This window comes from Pannonibacter phragmitetus, from assembly GCF_050510895.1.
In the GTDB taxonomy this organism is placed as follows: domain Bacteria; phylum Pseudomonadota; class Alphaproteobacteria; order Rhizobiales; family Stappiaceae; genus Pannonibacter; species Pannonibacter phragmitetus_B.
Map to the genome: position 1 here is coordinate 2,394,994 of NZ_JBNINT010000001.1, position 16,766 is coordinate 2,411,759.

Annotated in this window: 12 protein-coding genes and 3 pseudogenes; 10 read left to right on the top strand and 5 right to left on the bottom strand. The window is 62.3% G+C overall.

The features are described 5' to 3' along the window. Positions 1-32: 32 nt before the first annotated feature. The 9 genes and pseudogenes from ACQB61_RS11375 (at position 33) to parC (ending at position 9,792) form a co-directional block, all read left to right on the top strand. Positions 33-2,243, top strand: coding sequence for a RelA/SpoT family protein (locus ACQB61_RS11375; RefSeq protein WP_430512695.1), 2,211 nt, complete (start codon positions 33-35; stop codon positions 2,241-2,243). Positions 2,244-2,270: 27 nt separating this feature from the next. Continuing rightward, positions 2,271-2,851 (top strand): annotated as a pseudogene (pyrE, locus tag ACQB61_RS11380) (orotate phosphoribosyltransferase). Between the two features lie 73 nt (positions 2,852-2,924). Then, complete coding sequence (locus ACQB61_RS11385; protein ID WP_430512696.1) at positions 2,925-3,455, top strand: DUF2062 domain-containing protein; 531 nt, start codon at positions 2,925-2,927, stop codon at positions 3,453-3,455. A gap of 69 nt (positions 3,456-3,524) precedes the next feature. Continuing rightward, positions 3,525-3,965, top strand: coding sequence for a holo-ACP synthase (gene acpS / locus ACQB61_RS11390; protein ID WP_430512697.1), 441 nt, complete (start codon positions 3,525-3,527; stop codon positions 3,963-3,965). Positions 3,966-4,146: 181 nt separating this feature from the next. Continuing rightward, the gene (gene lepB / locus ACQB61_RS11395; RefSeq protein WP_430512698.1) at positions 4,147-4,851 is read left to right on the top strand and encodes a signal peptidase I; all 705 of its coding nucleotides are present in this window, start codon (positions 4,147-4,149) and stop codon (positions 4,849-4,851) included. A 13-nt stretch (positions 4,852-4,864) separates the two neighbouring features. Next, positions 4,865-5,572, top strand: coding sequence for a ribonuclease III (gene rnc / locus ACQB61_RS11400; protein ID WP_430512699.1), 708 nt, complete (start codon positions 4,865-4,867; stop codon positions 5,570-5,572). A 157-nt stretch (positions 5,573-5,729) separates the two neighbouring features. After that, entirely contained in the window at positions 5,730-6,644 is a 915-nt protein-coding gene (era, locus tag ACQB61_RS11405; protein WP_430514355.1) for a GTPase Era, read from the top strand. Between the two features lie 42 nt (positions 6,645-6,686). Next, positions 6,687-7,450 (top strand): annotated as a pseudogene (recO, locus tag ACQB61_RS11410) (DNA repair protein RecO). A gap of 93 nt (positions 7,451-7,543) precedes the next feature. Next, positions 7,544-9,792: pseudogene (gene parC / locus ACQB61_RS11415) on the top strand (DNA topoisomerase IV subunit A). A gap of 413 nt (positions 9,793-10,205) precedes the next feature. Here the strand turns inward: parC and smpB are convergent. Together smpB and dapA are read right to left on the bottom strand one after the other, a co-directional pair. Next, entirely contained in the window at positions 10,206-10,682 is a 477-nt protein-coding gene (gene smpB, locus ACQB61_RS11420) for an SsrA-binding protein SmpB (RefSeq protein WP_019962565.1), read from the bottom strand. Between the two features lie 62 nt (positions 10,683-10,744). Further along, positions 10,745-11,623: a 4-hydroxy-tetrahydrodipicolinate synthase gene (gene dapA / locus ACQB61_RS11425; RefSeq protein WP_430512700.1), complete on the bottom strand. Its 879-nt coding sequence runs from the start codon at positions 11,621-11,623 to the stop codon at positions 10,745-10,747. Positions 11,624-11,849: 226 nt separating this feature from the next. Between dapA and ACQB61_RS11430 the strand changes: the two genes are divergently transcribed. Beyond that, positions 11,850-12,731 (top strand): alpha/beta fold hydrolase, encoded by an 882-nt coding sequence (locus ACQB61_RS11430; protein WP_430512701.1) that lies wholly within the window; start codon positions 11,850-11,852, stop codon positions 12,729-12,731. Positions 12,732-12,944: 213 nt separating this feature from the next. Here ACQB61_RS11430 and ACQB61_RS11435 read toward each other — a convergent pair whose 3' ends face one another. The 3 genes from ACQB61_RS11435 to pbpC form a co-directional block, all read right to left on the bottom strand. Beyond that, complete coding sequence (locus ACQB61_RS11435) at positions 12,945-14,078, bottom strand: porin (RefSeq protein WP_430512702.1); 1,134 nt, start codon at positions 14,076-14,078, stop codon at positions 12,945-12,947. Positions 14,079-14,549: 471 nt separating this feature from the next. Continuing rightward, positions 14,550-15,017 carry a hypothetical protein gene (locus ACQB61_RS11440; RefSeq protein WP_430512703.1) on the bottom strand — a complete coding sequence of 156 codons (468 nt, stop codon included), beginning with the start codon at positions 15,015-15,017 and terminating at the stop codon, positions 14,550-14,552. Then, positions 15,014-16,624, bottom strand: a complete 1,611-nt coding sequence (gene pbpC, locus ACQB61_RS11445; protein ID WP_430512704.1) for a penicillin-binding protein 1C — start codon at positions 16,622-16,624, stop codon at positions 15,014-15,016. The genes ACQB61_RS11440 and pbpC overlap by 4 nt, the downstream gene beginning before the upstream one ends. Positions 16,625-16,766: the final 142 nt, after the last annotated feature.

The following is a 16,766-nucleotide window of genomic DNA, read 5'->3' on the forward strand; positions in this document are numbered from 1 at the left end:
GCAATCTGTGTCCAAGGGTGTCTGCTGCGGCCATGATGCGCCAATACGAGCTTGTCGAACGGGTTACCCGCTATAATCCGAATGCCGATGAAGGCCTTTTGAACAAGGCCTATGTCTATGCGATGAAGAAGCACGGGTCCCAGACCCGCGCTTCTGGCGATCCCTATTTTTCTCATCCGCTCGAAGTAGCCGCCATCCTGACCGACCTCAGGCTGGATGATGCTACGGTTGCTGTCGCGCTGCTGCATGACACCATCGAGGACACGGATGCCACCCGTGCGGAGATCGATACGGTCTTCGGCGAGGAAATCGGCAAGCTTGTCGAAGGCCTGACCAAGATCAAGCGCCTCGACCTCGTCTCCCAAAAGACCAAGCAGGCAGAAAATTTCCGCAAGCTGCTGCTCGCCATCGCCGATGATGTGCGCGTGCTGCTGGTGAAACTGGCGGACCGTCTGCACAACATGCGCACGCTCCACCACATGCCGGAGCACAAGCGCGGCCGCATCGCCGAAGAGACGATGGAAATCTATGCGCCGCTCGCCGGACGCATGGGCATGCAGGACATGCGTGAGGAGCTGGAGGATCTGTCCTTCCAGGTGCTCAATCCGGAAGCCTATGCCACGATTGCCGAGCGGCTCACGGGCCTGCGCGAGCGCAACGGCGGGCTGATTGGCGAGATTGAAAGCCTGCTGACCGCCCAGATCGCCGAGCGAGGCATTGCCGCCCGGGTCAAGGGCCGTGAAAAGCGCCCCTACTCCATCTTCCGCAAGATGCAGCAGAAGTCGCTGGGCTTCGAGCAGCTTTCCGACATTTACGGTTTCCGCGTCATCGTTGGCACCACCGAGGCCTGCTACAGGGTGCTGGGTATCATCCACACCACCTGGCCCACTGTGCCGGGACGGTTCAAGGATTACATCTCGACGCCGAAGCAGAACGACTACCGGTCGATCCACACAACTATCGTCGGCCCCAGCCGCCAGCGCGTGGAACTGCAGATCCGCACTGAGGCGATGGACCGGGTGGCCGAATACGGTATTGCCGCCCATGCGCTCTACAAGGACGGTCAGACCGGCGGGCGTAACATTGCCCGGCACACGGACGAAAGCCGCGCCTATGACTGGCTGCGGCGCACCATCGACCTGCTGTCGCAGGGCGACACGCCGGAAGAGTTCCTCGAGAACACCAAGCTTGAGCTGTTCCACGACCAGGTGTTCTGCTTCACACCGAAGGGCCGCCTGATTGCTCTGCCGCGCGGGGCAACGCCGATCGACTTTGCCTATGCTGTGCATACGGGCATCGGCAACACCTGTGTCGGCTGCAAGATCAACGGCAAGATCATGCCGCTGGTGACTGAACTGCGGAACGGCGACGAGGTGGAAGTCATTCGCTCACAGGCACAGACGCCGCCGCCCGCCTGGGAATCGATTGCCGTGACCGGCAAAGCCAAAGCCGCGATCCGCCGGGCCACGCGCGAATCCATCCGCAAGCAGTATGGCGCACTTGGCGAGCACGTGCTGCAGCGCGCCTTCAACCGCGCCGACAAGCCTTATTCTGAAGGCCTGCTGGATGGTGTCCTTGGCCTGCTCAATCAGGAAACGATTGCCGACCTGCTGGCCAGCGTCGGGCGCGGCGAGTTGAGCGCACAGCAGGTCGTCAAGGCAGTCCACCCGGACTATCAGGACGAGCGCACAGCCCACCTGAAACCCGAGCCGGGTGAAGGCTGGTTTGATCTTGAAAAGGGTCAGGGCCTGAAGTTCCGCATTCCCGATGCCGCTCAGGATTCCGATGGCCTGGCCCTGCCGATACGGGGCCTGACGGGCGACATTCCGGTGAGCTTTGCTCCCAATGGCGGCGCCGTGCCCGGTGACCGGATCGTCGGCATTCTGACGCCGTCCGAGGGGCTGACGATCTATCCGATCCAGTCGCCGGCGCTGAAGGAATTCGATGACCAGAGCGACCGCTGGATCGACGTGCGCTGGGACATTGACGTCGACAACCCGGAACGTTTCCCTGCGCGGATCAACGTTTCAGCGCTGAATGAACCTGGCTCTCTCGCTGCCATCGCCCAGGTGATCGGCGATAATGGCGGCAACATCGACAATCTGAAGATGGTCCGAAAAGTGGCCGACTTCCATCAGATGATCATCGATCTCGAGGTATGGGATCTGAAACATCTGAACCGTATCATCAACCAGCTGCGGGCCAAGCCGAACGTGTCCAGCGTGACACGTGTCAACGGCTGACCCGGCACAAGACGGAGACTTTGGACGATGACGCAGGACGAAGTCCTGGCCGTTTTCCGCGAAGCGGGGCCATTCTGGAAGGGCACTTCATTCTTTCATCCGGGCTGCGCAGCCCGGTCTTCCTGCAGAAGGCACGCGTCTTCATGTATCCGGAAAAGACGGAGCGGCTCTGCAAGGCGCTGGCGCGGAAAATCGAAGCCGCCGGACTTGGCAAGATCGATGCCGTCGTCTCCCCTGCCCTCGGCGGCCTGATCCCCGGCTACGAAACCGCCCGCCATCTCGGCGTTCCGGCCATGTGGGTGGAGCGTGAGGGCGGCGAGTTCCGCCTCCGCCGCTTCGAGATGGAAAAAGGCGCGCGCGTCATCATCGTTGAAGACATCGTCACCACAGGCCTGTCCAGCCGCGAAACGGTCGATGCCCTGCGGGCCATCGGCGCAGAGGTTCTGGCAGTCGCCTGCCTGATTGACCGCTCTGCCGGAGAGGCCGACACAAATGTGCCGCTTGTATCGCTGACACAGTACAAGGTTCCGGCCTATGAGCCCGACAAGCTTCCGCCGGAACTGGCAGCCCTGCCACCGGTAAAGCCGGGCAGCCGGAATCTCGCCTGAACAGGCAAGACGGGAAGGGAGACAGGAGCGCATGCTGTTTCAGCGCAGGACACCGCCAACCAGGCTTCAGAAAATGCGCGTCGCCGTCTGGCCACGGGCAAGCTGGTCGCGGTCGTTCCGCTATTACGGCAAGCGTGTCCTGCGCCTGAGCGCCAGTCCGGATGCGGTGGCCCGCGGCTTTGCTGCCGGAGCTTTCGCTTCCTTCACGCCGCTGATGGGTTTCCATTTCATGCTGGCGGCGGCCTGTGCCTTTCTGATCCGCGGCAATCTTATCGCCTCCGCATTGGGGACTGCCGTTGGAAACCCGCTGACATTTCCCTTCATCTGGGCCGCGACCTACAAGCTGGGGCACCTGATCCTAGGCTCCAGTCCGCATGAAATTGCGCGGCGCGAAGGCGCGACTGAGCATGGCTTCAACCTGCTGGAGCAGTCGTTCGACACCCTTTGGCCGGTCATCAAGCCAATGATGATCGGCGGCATCCCGCTTGGCCTGGTCTGTGGGGCGCTGTGCTACGTCATCGTTTTCCAGAGCGTGCGCACTTATCAGGAAGCAAAACGTCTGCGCCTTGAGAAGCGGCGGGACGCAGTCCGCAATGCCGAATAGCTTGAAGATACTTGGCCGGGATCTTACCTCAATGGCCCGCGAGTCCAGACGAGCCAGAGAAAGGCAGCCATGATTCTTGGCATCGGCAGCGACCTGATCGACATCCGCCGCATCGAGCAGACCTTGGAACGGTTCGGCGAGCGCTTTACCAACCGCGTCTTCACTGAGCGGGAGCGCCAGCGTTCCGAGCGGCGGGCCGAACGCGCAGCCTCCTATGCCAAGCGCTTTGCCGCCAAGGAAGCCTGCTCCAAGGCACTCGGCACCGGCATCCGCATGGGCGTTGCATGGCGCGAAATGGGTGTCGTGAACCTGCCCAGCGGCCGGCCGACACTGGAACTCACCGGCAGCGCTGCTGGACGGCTTGCCCGGCTGACCCCGGAAGGCTTCAAGGCCCGCATCGACCTGACCATCACCGATGATTACCCGCTGGCGCAGGCCTTTGTGGTGATTTCCGCCTGGCCGCAGGACTGGCCGGAGCCCCCTGCCCCGCCTGTGCGGGAAGAAGCCTGAGGCTTCGTCACGCGGCAAGAGAGCCTTGCGCCAAGCCTTGCGTTGCCAGCCCCGGCATGAACGGCTAAAAGTCGCAGCAACTGGATGAGGCCTGACAGCGCCTCGCGGCACGAATGAAGGACGACATGAGCGTGACGGACAAGAAAAAGCCAAGGACGGCAGCCTTGGCGAAACGGTCAAGGTGATCGTTCAGGCCCTGCTGATCGCGCTGGTCGTGCGCACGTTCCTGTTTCAGCCGTTCAACATCCCCTCAGGGTCGATGATGAACACGCTGCTGATCGGCGACTACCTGTTTGTGTCCAAGTACAGCTACGGCTATTCTCGCTACTCCTTCCCCTTCGGAATGCCGCCATTCTCCGGCCGCATCCTGAGCTCGGACCCGCAGCGCGGTGATGTGGCGGTGTTCAAGACCCCGCACGACAATTCGACCGATTACATCAAACGGGTTATCGGTCTGCCGGGCGACGAGATCCAGATGATTGACGGCGTGCTGCATATCAATGGCCAAGCCGTCCCGCGCGAGCGCATCGAGGACTTCATCGACACGGACAGCTTCGGCAGCGAGCGCCGCGTTGCACGCTACCGCGAGACCCTGCCCAATGGCGTCAGCTATGACACGCTGGACCTGACCCCGCGCGGGCAAGCAGACAATACCAAGGTCTTCAAGGTGCCTGCCGGCCACTATTTCATGATGGGCGACAACCGCGATAATTCCACCGACAGCCGTGTTCCAGTCGAACTGGGCGGTGTCGGATATGTGCCGGTCGATAACTTCGTCGGCCGCGCCGAAGTGATCTTCTTCTCGGTGGATGGCGGTCAGCCTGCCTGGCAGTTCTGGTACTGGCCTTGGTCTGTCCGCTGGGACCGGCTCTTCCAGTCGATCTGAGGCGGCAGACGGCATGACCATTTCCCGCAAGACAGACATGCTTGCCGCCGTCGAGGCACGGATCGGACACAAATTCGCCGACCGCAGCCTGCTGCAACAGGCGCTGACCCACGCCAGCGCCCTGTCCGGGGCCGACACGTCTGGCGGCAGCTACCAGCGCCTCGAATTTCTGGGCGACCGGGTGCTCGGCCTTGCCGTTGCCAGCATGCTGCACAAGCATTATCCGCGCGCCGATGAAGGCGAGATGGCCCGGCGCCTGAACCACATGGTCAAGCGCGAGACCTGCGCCGAAATCGCCATCGAGCTGAAGCTGGGCGATGACATGCGCATCAGCCAGAGCGAGGCGCAGACCGGCGGGCGCCAGAAGACGGCGCTGCTGGCCGATATCTGCGAGGCCGTGATTGCGGCCATCTATCTGGATGCAGGATTTGAAACGGCGGAAGACTTCGTGCGCCGCTTGTGGGAGCCGCGTATGCTGACCTTCTCCGGTCCCTTGCGCGATGCGAAAACCACCTTGCAGGAATGGGTGCAGGCCAAGAGCCTGCCTGCCCCGCTTTACAAGGTGGTGGACCGCACCGGCCCTGACCATGCGCCTGAGTTCGTCGTTGCCGTGCAGGTGGAAAAGTTCCCCAGCGCCGAGGGGCGCGGCAACTCCAAGCGCGTTGCCGAACAGGCCGCCGCCGAGACCATGCTGCGCCGCGAAGGCGTCTGGAGCGACTGAGGCCAGCTGAAGCCGGTGCACTGCATGCTTCGCCTCCCGCAACAAACCCGCTATGATTGACATGCCGGGGACGGACCTTTGTCCGCCGCGCCGGATGACACCTTGAAAGACGATAGATTTGACCGATCAGGACCTGCCCGGCACTGCCGGGAACGACATGGACGCCATTCACACCGCAGACGATACCCGTGCGGGCTTCGTTGCCCTCATCGGCGCGCCGAATGCGGGCAAGTCGACGCTGATCAACCAGCTGGTCGGTACCAAGGTCTCCATCGTCACCCATAAGGTCCAGACGACACGCGCCATCGTGCGCGGCATTGCCATGCATGGAGCGTCGCAGATCATCTTCGTTGACACCCCCGGCATCTTCAAGCCGAAGCGCAGGCTGGACCGGGCCATGGTCGACACGGCCTGGGGCGGCGCCCGGGACGCGGATGTGACGGCACTCCTGATCGATGCACGCAAGGGCCTCACGGAAGAGGTGGAAGGTATTCTCAGCCGCCTTGCAAACATGCCCGGCAAGAAGGTGCTGATCCTCAACAAGACGGACGTCGCCAACCGGGAAAAGCTGCTGAAGGTGGCCACTACCGCCAATGAAACGGTCACGTTCGAGCGCACCTTCATGGTCTCGGCCCTGACCGGTGATGGCGTTTCGGACATTCTCGCCTATTTCGCCGGAGAAGTGCGCCCCGGACCCTGGCTTTATCCGGAAGATCAGGTTTCCGACGCACCAATGCGCATGCTGGCAGCGGAAATCACCCGCGAGAAGCTGTTCGAGCGCCTGCACGAGGAGATCCCTTACGTTTCGACCGTCGAGACGGAACTCTGGGAAGAGCGCAAGGATGGCTCCGTGCGCATCGAGCAGACGATTTTTGTGGAACGCGACAGCCAGAAGGCCATCGTACTGGGCAAAAAGGGCCAGACCATCAAAATCATCTCGCAGGCCGCCCGCACCGAACTGACGGAAATCGTCGAGCGGCCCGTGCATCTGTTCCTCTTTGTCAAGGTACGCGAGAACTGGGCCGACGATCCGGAGCGCTACCGCGAAATGGGGCTGGAATTCCCGCGCTGATCGGGCACGGGACAAGAGGCAGGGAAACCGGGTGACACGCCGATGGAATGGACAGATGACGGCGTTCTCCTTTCCTGCCGCCCGCAAGGGGAAAGCGCGGCTGTTGTCGAGGTGATGACCCGCCAGCAAGGCCGGCATCTCGGCCTTGTCCGCTCTGCGCGCTCCCCCGCATGACGCCGCTGCTTCAACCCGGCAACACGCTGCGCCTCACATGGCGCGCGCGCCTTCCCGGCCAGCTCGGTCTTTTCTCCCTTGAAGGCCTGTCCCTGCGCGCCGGTTTCCTGATGCAGGAAGCGTGCGCACTTTATGGTGTGCAGCATCTTGCTGCCCTCACTCGCCTGCTGCCGGAGCGCGCAGCCCATGAGGGCATCTTTCAGGCGCTTTCCGTCGTACTGGACCATCTGCATGAGCCGTTGATTGCCGGTCCCTTGATCGTGCGCTATGAACTGGCGCTGCTGACCGAGCTCGGCTTCGGCCTGGACCTCAGCCGCTGTGCGGCCACGGGGCAGGCATGGGATCTAGCCTATGTCTCCCCCAAAAGCGCCCGCGCCGTCAGCCGTGATGCCGGAGCCCCATACAGGGACAAGCTGTTGCCCCTGCCTGCCTTTTTGGTGGACGGCGAGCGCCAGCCGGGCACGGAAATCAACTTCACCGACCTCTCCGGCGGCTTCAGGCTGACCGCCTTCTTCCTGGACCGGCACGTCACCGGCCCAGCAGGACTTGACCTCTCCACTACCCGCACAGGCATGACGGCCGCCTTCGCCAAGGCCTACGAGCAGGCGGGCTTGATGGGCTTTGCCGGCTAAACCGCTCAAGACCGGGGAAAAACCTGCGGAATTCTGCCATTTTCCGCCGCTTAGAATTGTGTGGATGGCGCAATCCGGGCTATGGCTCGCAGCATGGGAAACGAGCTGATTCCACCTAGCGGCATTGAAGGCGTCAACCTGCGCGAAGCGCTGGAAGAACGGTACCTTGCCTATGCCCTCTCCACCATCATGCACCGGGCGCTGCCCGATGTGCGCGACGGCCTGAAACCGGTTCACCGGCGCCTGCTCTACGCCATGCGCCTTCTGAAGCTGGACCCCGGTGCCGGCTTCAAGAAATGTGCCCGCGTGGTCGGCGACGTGATCGGTAAGTATCACCCGCATGGCGATCAGGCGGTCTATGACGCCCTCGTGCGCCTTGCCCAGGATTTCGCGCAGCGCTATCCGCTGATCGAAGGCCAGGGCAACTTCGGCAACATCGACGGCGATAACGCAGCGGCGATGCGTTACACCGAAGCGCGCCTGACCGACACGGCCAAGCGCCTGCTGGACGGGCTCGACGAGGATGCCGTCGATTTCCGCGAGACCTATGACGGCGAAGAGCGCGAGCCTCTGGTTCTGCCGGGTGGCTTCCCGAACCTGCTCGCCAATGGCTCTTCCGGCATTGCCGTCGGTATGGCGACGTCCATTCCGCCGCACAATGCCCATGAGCTGTGCCTTGCCGCACAGCACCTGATCAAGCACCCGGAAGCCGAAACGCGGGATCTGCTGGCCTATCTCAAGGGCCCGGATTTCCCGACTGGCGGCATTCTGGTTGACGATCCCAAGGGCCTGCTGGAGGCCTATGAGACGGGCCGTGGCAGTTTCCGCGTCCGCGCCCGCTGGGCGGTGGAAGATCTGGGGCGCGGCCAATGGGTGGTCGTCGTCACCGAGATCCCCTATCAGGTGCAGAAGTCGCGCCTGATCGAAAAGATCGCCGAGCTGCTGACTGCCCGCAAGCTGCCGCTGCTGGACGATGTACGCGACGAATCCGCCGAGGACGTGCGCGTCGTTCTGGTCCCACGCTCGCGCAATGTGGACCCTGCCCTTCTGATGGAATCGCTGTTCAAGCTCAGCGAGCTTGAAACCCGCTTCCCGCTGAACCTCAACGTCCTGTCCATGGGCAAGGTGCCGATGGTGATGGGCCTGAAGCAGGTTCTGCGCGAGTGGCTGGATCACCGCAAGGAAGTGCTGGTGCGCCGCTCGCAGCACCGTCTGGCGCAGATCCTGCACCGGCTTGAGGTACTCGAAGGCTATCTGATCGCCTATCTCAATCTCGACGAGGTGATCCGCATCATCCGCGAGGAGGATGAGCCGAAGGTGGAGCTGATGCGCACCTTCAGCCTCTCCGACGTTCAGGCGGAAGCCATCCTCAACATGCGCCTGCGCTCTTTGCGCAAGCTTGAGGAATGGAAATCCGCAAGGAGCACGAGAAGCTCAGCGCCGAGCGTGACTCAATCAATGCACTGCTCGATTCCGACGCCAAGCAGTGGGCGCATCTGGCCAAGGAAACGGCGGAAATCGCCAAGGCCTATGGCCCGGAAACCGAGATCGGCAAGCGCCGGACGGACGTGGCAGAAGCACCGGACCACGACATCGGCGACATCCAGCAGGCCATGATCGAGAAGGAGCCTGTCACGGTCATCATCTCGGAGAAGGGCTGGATCCGTGCGCTCAAGGGCCATCAGCAGGACCTTTCGACTGTCGCCTTCAAGCAGGGCGACAAGCTGAAGTTCTCGTTCCATGGCGAGACCACGGACAAGATCCTGCTGCTAACCACCGCCGGCAAGTTCTTCACGCTCTCCGCTGCCACCCTGCCGGGCGGGCGCGGGCACGGGGAGCCGGTGCGCCTGATGGTGGACATGGACGAGGGCCAGGACATTGTCTGCGCCTTCATCCACAAGCCGGGCCGCAAGCTGATGGTGATCAGTGACGAGGCGCGTGGCTTCATCGTGCCAGAAGCCGATGTCGTCGCCAACACGCGCAAGGGCAAGCAGGTGCTGAATGTCACCGCACCGAATGAGGCAGTGCTCTGTATCCCCGTCGAAGGTGATCAGGTTGCCATCATCGGCCAGAACCGCAAGCTGCTGGTCTTCCCGTTGGCGCAGGTGCCGGAAATGGGCCGTGGACGCGGTGTGCGTCTGCAGCGTTACCGGGATGGCAGTGTCGCCGATGCGGTGGTCTTCTCTGGCGAAACCGGCCTTGTCTGGATCGACAGTTCAGGCCGCAGCTTCAACCGCTCCATGGACGATCTCGCCGACTGGCGCGGCGACCGGGGCCAGGCCGGCCGCCTGCCCCCCACCGGCTTCCCCCGCACCAACAAGTTCGGCACGGGCAAGCTCTGAAACAACACGGGGAGAAGCTGCAAGGCTTCTCCCCGAAGCGTTTCAACCCCTTCCAACATCACGGCCACACACTCCGTCATGCCATGACTTGATCATGGCATCCATTCCAGTGCCCAGCCACGGATAAAGACCCTCCGCATCGCGACGGAATGACAGCTAGAGCAAGCTGAAATGGAACGGCAGGGATCCCATGATCAAGTCATGGGATGACGGATACGGTGTAGTCCGTCACAGGTGGCGGCATCTTGCGCATGATCGTGCCGCTATGAGTTTCACCCACAACATATCCACAGCCTGCCAACAGCTCTTTCACAAGCTGCCAACAGGCTTGGACACAGGGTTTTCCATAAGGTTTGCACAAGGCTGAAGCGTCAGCAGAGGCCATTCCCCCGCCAGCTCTCAGCTGCCCGCCCTCAGCTGCCAGACTTCAGCAGGCGGCCCTTTTCGCGGGCCCAGTCGCGGGCCTTCTCGGTCTCACGCTTGTCATGCAGCTTCTTGCCTCGGCCAAGGGCGAGCTCCAGCTTGGCCCGGCCCTGCTCGTTGAAGTAAATCTTCAACGGCACCAGCGTCTTGCCTTCCTTGGCCACAGCAGCTGCCAGCTTGGCGATTTGCCGCTTGTGCAGCAACAAGCGGCGCGGCCGGCGCGGCTCGTGGTTGAAGCGGTTCGCCTGGAGGTATTCCGGCAGATAAGAGTTATAGAGCCAGATCTGCCCGTCCTTTTCAGCGGCATAGGATTCCTGAATGTTGGCCTTGCCGCCGCGCAGGGCTTTCACTTCCGTGCCGCGCAGCTCGATGCCGACTTCCAGAACGTCTTCGATCTCGTAATTGAACCGCGCCTTCCTGTTGTCCGAAACAACCGTCCGGGCGGGGCCGCCAGACTTGGGCGCCATGGTCACATCTTCCCTGCATGGACGCGGAAGGGCCTCATTCCGGCCCTCCCGGTCACTCTATTTCAGTTGATCAGACCCGCATGCACCATCGCGTCGCGGATCTGTGCCTGCGTCTCCGGTGAAACCGGCACCAGCGGCAGGCGGACTTCGTTCTCGATCTTGCCAAGCAGAGACAGGGCGTACTTCACGCCCGTCGGATTCGGCTCAATGAACAGAGCATTGTGCAGCGGTCCGAGCCGGTCCTGAATGGCCAGCGCGGCGGCATAGTCACCGCGCAGCGTCGCAGCCTGGAACTCCGCACAAAGCTTCGGCGCCACATTGGCCGTCACCGAAATGCAGCCCTGCCCGCCATGGGCGTTGAAGCCAAGCGCCGTGATGTCCTCACCCGAAAGCTGGAGGAAATCCGGCCCGCAGGCCTTACGCTGCATGGTGACACGCGCCATGTTCGCCGTCGCGTCCTTCACACCCTTGATGTTGCGGCAGGTGCTGAACAGCTCTGCCATGGTCTCAGGCGTCATGTCGATGACCGAACGGCCCGGGATATTGTACATGATGATGGGAATGCCCACCGCATCGTCAATCGCCCGGAAATGCGCCTTGAGGCCCGCCTGGTTCGGCTTGTTGTAGTAAGGCGTCACCACCAGCAGCGCATCTGCGCCAGCCTTTTCCGCGTGGCGGGCAAAATCGATCGCCTCGGTGGTGTTGTTGGAGCCAGCACCGGCAATCACCGGAACGCGGCCTGCCGCCACCTCAATGCAAAGTTCAATGACGCGCTTGTGCTCATCATGGGTCAGCGTCGGGCTTTCGCCCGTAGTGCCCACCGGAACGAGGCCGGAACTGCCCTCTTTGATCTGCCAGTCCACGAAATCCTGAAAGCGTTTCTCATCGACCGCGCCATTCCGGAACGGAGTGATCAGCGCTGGTATCGATCCCTTGAACATTTTCAGAATTCCTTGTTGGACTTTGTTTTCCCGCAGATTTCAGGCGGGAATGGTCCGGCACAATAATGTGCAAGTTGCCTTGCGGCAATGGCTTAGACGGCATCAGATCACTTGCGTGCAGAAGCCTTGCACACCTGTTGCAGCGAGGTAGCATAGCCAGACGTATGGCATCCGGAAATGGTGGTTGCAAACCGGCTGTAAGCGGCCGGGCAACCGGGGAGAAATCATGAGCATTACGGCAGAAGACTTCTACTGGACGGCCGCCGATGGGCTAAGGCTTGCCGGATGCGTCTGGCATCCACCCGTTGAAGTTCCCGGCGCCGTGCCGCTGATCTGCCTGCCCGGCCTCAGCCGCAACACCCGGGACTTCGAGGATGTGGGACACGCTCTCGCAAGGAACGGGCGTAAGGTCTTTGCGCTCGACTATCGTGGACGCGGGAGAAGCGATTGGGACGCGAACTGGGCCAACTACAGCCTGCCCGTTGAAGCCTCTGACATTGCGTTGTTTCTGGCCCAGGCTGCCCTGCCCCGCTTTGCCGTGCTCGGCACCTCCCGCGGCGGGCTGCATGCCATGATGATGGCAGCGCAGATCCCCAGCGAGGTCTTCTGTGCCGCAATCCTCAATGATGTTGGCCCGCGAATCGAGTTGAGTGCCTTGCTGGACATCCGTGACAGCATCGCCGCCCGCCGCAGCTACACAAGCTTCGGGGAGATGGCAGCGGTTCTTGAAGCAGCTCTTGCCCGCGATTTTCCGCAAGTTGACAGTGCGGGCTGGCTGAAATTCGCGCGGCAAGCCGGCAGACAGACCGAGGATGGCGTCGTTTTTGACCACGATCCGGCACTGGACAAGCCTATGGAATCCATTACCGCCGATACGCCCTGGCCTGAACTCTGGCCCCTGTTCGCGCCCTTGCTGGACAGGCCAGTTCTCGTGCTCCGCGGCGCCAACTCCCGGCTGCTGACGCAGGAGACCCTGCAGGACATGGCGGCAACCCATCCAGATCTCTCAAGCCTGACCATTCCGGACGAAGGCCACGCACCGCTCTTGTGGGACAGCCTCAGCCAAAGGGCGATTGAGGACTTTCTGCGAGCAAGGGTGGACGGTTGAGCAGGCAGCTGCCGGCAAGAAGAGACCCACTTTAAACCAGCCAGGCCTCGAGAACCTCTAGCCCCGCAGGCCAGCAGCACCGTCATCTCTCAGCCAAAGGCAGGTGCTGAGCGCAGCCTACGCGGGGCTGGCATCTTGATTGCAGATCATTTTAAACAAAGAAAAACCCCGCAGCTTTCGCTGCGGGGTCTCCATCAAATCCAGAGGATCTGATTAGAACGTGCGCTGCACGCGGAACATGCCGAGGATGGAGTCCTTGGAAGCACCACCCTTGAAGTCGACGTTCTGGTACTCGAGCTCACCACCGAAGATGAGGCCGGAGACCGGCTCCCACACGAGGTTACCAGCAACGTTCCACTGAGTGCGGTCAGCTGCGGCGAACGGTGCGTCGAGCTTGCCGTAAGACGCGTCGATGCTCGTCGACCACTGCGAGGTCCAGTAGTGGGTTACGCCAGCAGCGACGTTCCAGCCCTTGGTGGTCTTGGTGGTGTTGCCATCGAACACAGCGTCAGCATAGGTGCTGAGGCTGTTACCGACGTAGCTGGTAGCGCCATCGGCGTACTGAGCCTGGAAGGTGATGGAGTCCTTGGCTGCGATCATCGGCAGCTTGAAGGTCACGCCAGCGCCGACTGCGTAGCCAACCTTGGTCTTGGACGAGGTGTTAGCGAGACGGGCTTCATGCAGAGCACCCATCAGCTGAGCGGAACCCCAACCCTGGTCGACGCGCAGGTTTGCGACGAGGTCCGGAGCGCGGTGACCAACGGTGCCAACCTGACGGTAGGTGCCATCTTCAACCGACAGGGTAGCGCTGATGCCGTTGCCGAAAGCAGCGGTGTAGGCAGCAACCCAGGTCGAACCCTTGTCAGACCACACCTGGCTCTGCTTGTTGAAAGCGCCGCCGGTGAAGTAGTCGAAGAAGGACGTGGTACGGCCGAACGTGAAGTTGCCGAACTGGATGAACGCCTTGTCGAGGGTCGTACCCACGGACGAACCGGAGTCAGCCGTGAAGTAGGTGTCGATGTAAGCGCGAACCAGACCGTATTCGGTGTTGGTGCGGGCATCCAGACGGATGTAGGCACGAGCGCGGGTCGAGGTGCCAGCGTCGGTGCGGTCATCCCAGCTGTTGTTGCTGTCGCCGAAGTCGTTGAAGTAGAAGTCAGCGCGGACGCGGCCGCCGACGCGGAGGCAGGTCTCGGTGCCCGGGATGTAGAAGAAGCCCGTGCCGAATGCGTCGCAAACGCGAACGTAGTCGACCGGCTCCGGAGCGACCGGCAGATCGGCAGCCTGGGCGCCGGTGGCAGCAGCAGCGGCAGCAGCCGCGCCGAGCAGAATGCTCTTAAGGTTCATTTTCTGACCTCCAAATCAGTCAATCAATGGTGTTCATCGTCGCTGCCCTCTTGGGCTACAATCGAATTCCACCGATCCCCGCGAATTGTTCTGACATTGCCACCGGCCGGAGGTATGAACATTCCTTGGACGGCAATCCAGTGCGACCCGGAGGCCGCTCGCACAGTGACCATACCCATCCGCGTTTTTCGTTCAACCTAGAAACACCCTCTCACCCCGCCCCTGGGCCGCTTTCAAAATGCGGTGTTGCACGAAAGTCACGACTTTGGGGGTGTTCTTAAGATTTCCGTAACCAGTGAGGCCGGATCTGGGCGGAAAAACCCTTACGAATCCGTTTCTTCCGGGATTAATCCGTAGCCGCGGCCCTGTTGAAAGAGTGTCTGGAAGACGGGATTCGGCGCGGCAGACCGGCAACAGCGGGCCATTTCCGCTATCTCTGACCGCAGGCCAAGTGCCGGAAATCTTCTTTATTCAGTGCAGCCGGACGCTAATCCTGTCGCTCCGGCCATCCGCATCCACGACCGTGATGACAGAATCGCCCGGACCATCGGGCGTCCAGGCGAGGCTCGTCATGAACTGACCTGTTCCGACAGGGCGGCCGTTGGCGAACCAGGCATATGGCCCGCGCCCGCCCTGGAGTTTCACCACCAGCGCCGCATTCTGGTCCGATGTAAGGCCAAGTTCGACCTCGGCACCATCGGGCGGATAGGCGATTCGCAGGCCACTGCCTTTCAAGGCTGCCTGTCGTCCTGCAGGACGGGCTGCCGCCGGCGTGCCGCTGTCCAGGGAGCGGACACGCGCTTCCTTCAGCGGCAGTGGCAAGCCGGCATTGGCGCTCTGAAGCACACCGGCGGGAGGTTGCGGCAAGGGGATACGCTTGGCGCCCAGGCGCTGGAACACCTCGAAGAGAATCGGTGCGGCAGAATTGATGCCTGTCATGCCCGGCACCGGCGTGCCATCCGGCCGTCCGGTCCATACGGCCACCACATGGCGGCCATCGAAACCGGCGGCCACCGCATCGCGGTAGCCATAGGCGGTGCCGGTCTTGAAGGCGATCTCCCCTCGCCGCTCGAATCGGGACGCGGCACGCCGAGAAGAACATCGCCCACGTACCAGGCCGCAGCAGGTTCCAGCAGTGGCAATCCGGAAGGCCGGGCGGTGACCTTCATGTCAAAGCGCAGCGGCGCCGCCTTGCCACCATTGGCAAGGTCCGCATAGAGCGTTGCGAGGTCCTTGAGGCTGAGGCCGACGCCGCCAAGACCAATGGCGAGCCCCGGCGTGACGCCCGAGGGCAGAACAGGTTCGACGCCTGCACGGCGCATGCGCGCCGTCAGCTGCGCAGGCCCCACCGCATCCAGCAGCCGGACTGCGGGAATGTTGAGGGAGAGCTGCAAGGCCTCGCGTACGGTCACCGTGCCCTGAAACGACATGTCAAAGTTTGTCGGTGTGTAACCGCCGATACGGACGGGCCGGTCCTCAATATAGCTTTCCGGGTGAGCGACGCCCTCCTCGAAGGCAAGTCCATATATAAAAGGCTTCAGCGCCGAGCCGGGAGAACGTACGGCAGTGACCATGTCTACGTGCCCCTGACGGCTTTCCTCCTCAAGGCCCGGCGAGCCGACCCAGGCCAGAATCTCACCCGTGGTGTGGTCAGCCACAAGGGCTGCAGCAGAAAGGCGGGAACTGCCGCCCCGCACCTTCGAGGCCAGCAGCGCTTCAAGCGATTGCTGAAGAGTGCGGTCAAGGGTCAGGCGTTGCTCAAATGCCTGAGGATTGGCGCTCACCACCTGCCGGGTCAGGTGAGGGGCAATCATCGGCATGGCGCGGCGGACAGAAGGAACAGCTTCGCCCTTGGCCGCCGCCGCTTCTTCTTCATCCAGAACACCGGCCTGCACGGCCCTGTCGAGCACCCGGTCCCGCGCTGCACGGGCAGCCTCTGGTGACCGGTCCGGCCTGCGGGCTTCCGGCGCTTGCGGCAGAGCAACAAGCAGCGCGGCCTCTGCTGGCGTCAGGCGTCTGGGCTCCTTGCCGAACCAGACCAGGCTTGCCGCACGCACGCCTTCCAGATTGCCGCCGAAGGGCGCGCGCAGAAGATAAAGCAGGAGAATCTCGTCCTTGGAGAGATCGCGTTCCATGGCTAGCGCAGCCACCATCTGCTGATACTTGCCGGACAGGCTGCGTGTATCCGCCTCGCGGGCAAGACGCGCCGTCTGCATTGTCAGGGTCGAACCGCCGGACACAATGCGCCCCGCAAACAGCATCTGGCCAAGAGAGCGGGTCAGCGCCAACAGATCAACGCCGCCGTGGTCACGGAAACGGCGGTCCTCGAAGGCGATGAGCATTCGTATGTAAAGAGGATCAACAGCGGCCACTTCCACAGGCAGGCGCCAGCGCTCGTCGGAGGCGGTAAAAGCACGCAGCAGATCGCCATTGCGGTCGAGCACGGTCCGGGAAACGGACAGATCATCATATTGGCGGGCGGACGGCACTGCCGCCACGTCCAGAGCCACGCGCAAGGCCCCTGCCCCGGCTGCGGCAAGAATCATCGCGGCAACGCCCCCAAGCAGCAGAAGGCGGCGCCTGCTGCGCTTACGCAGCAGTTTCCTCTCCGGGCAGGAAGAGTCCTGCCCGGAAAGTTCAGATGTTTGAACCAGGTCGTCTTTGCCGCCGGTCATGACTGGCTCATCC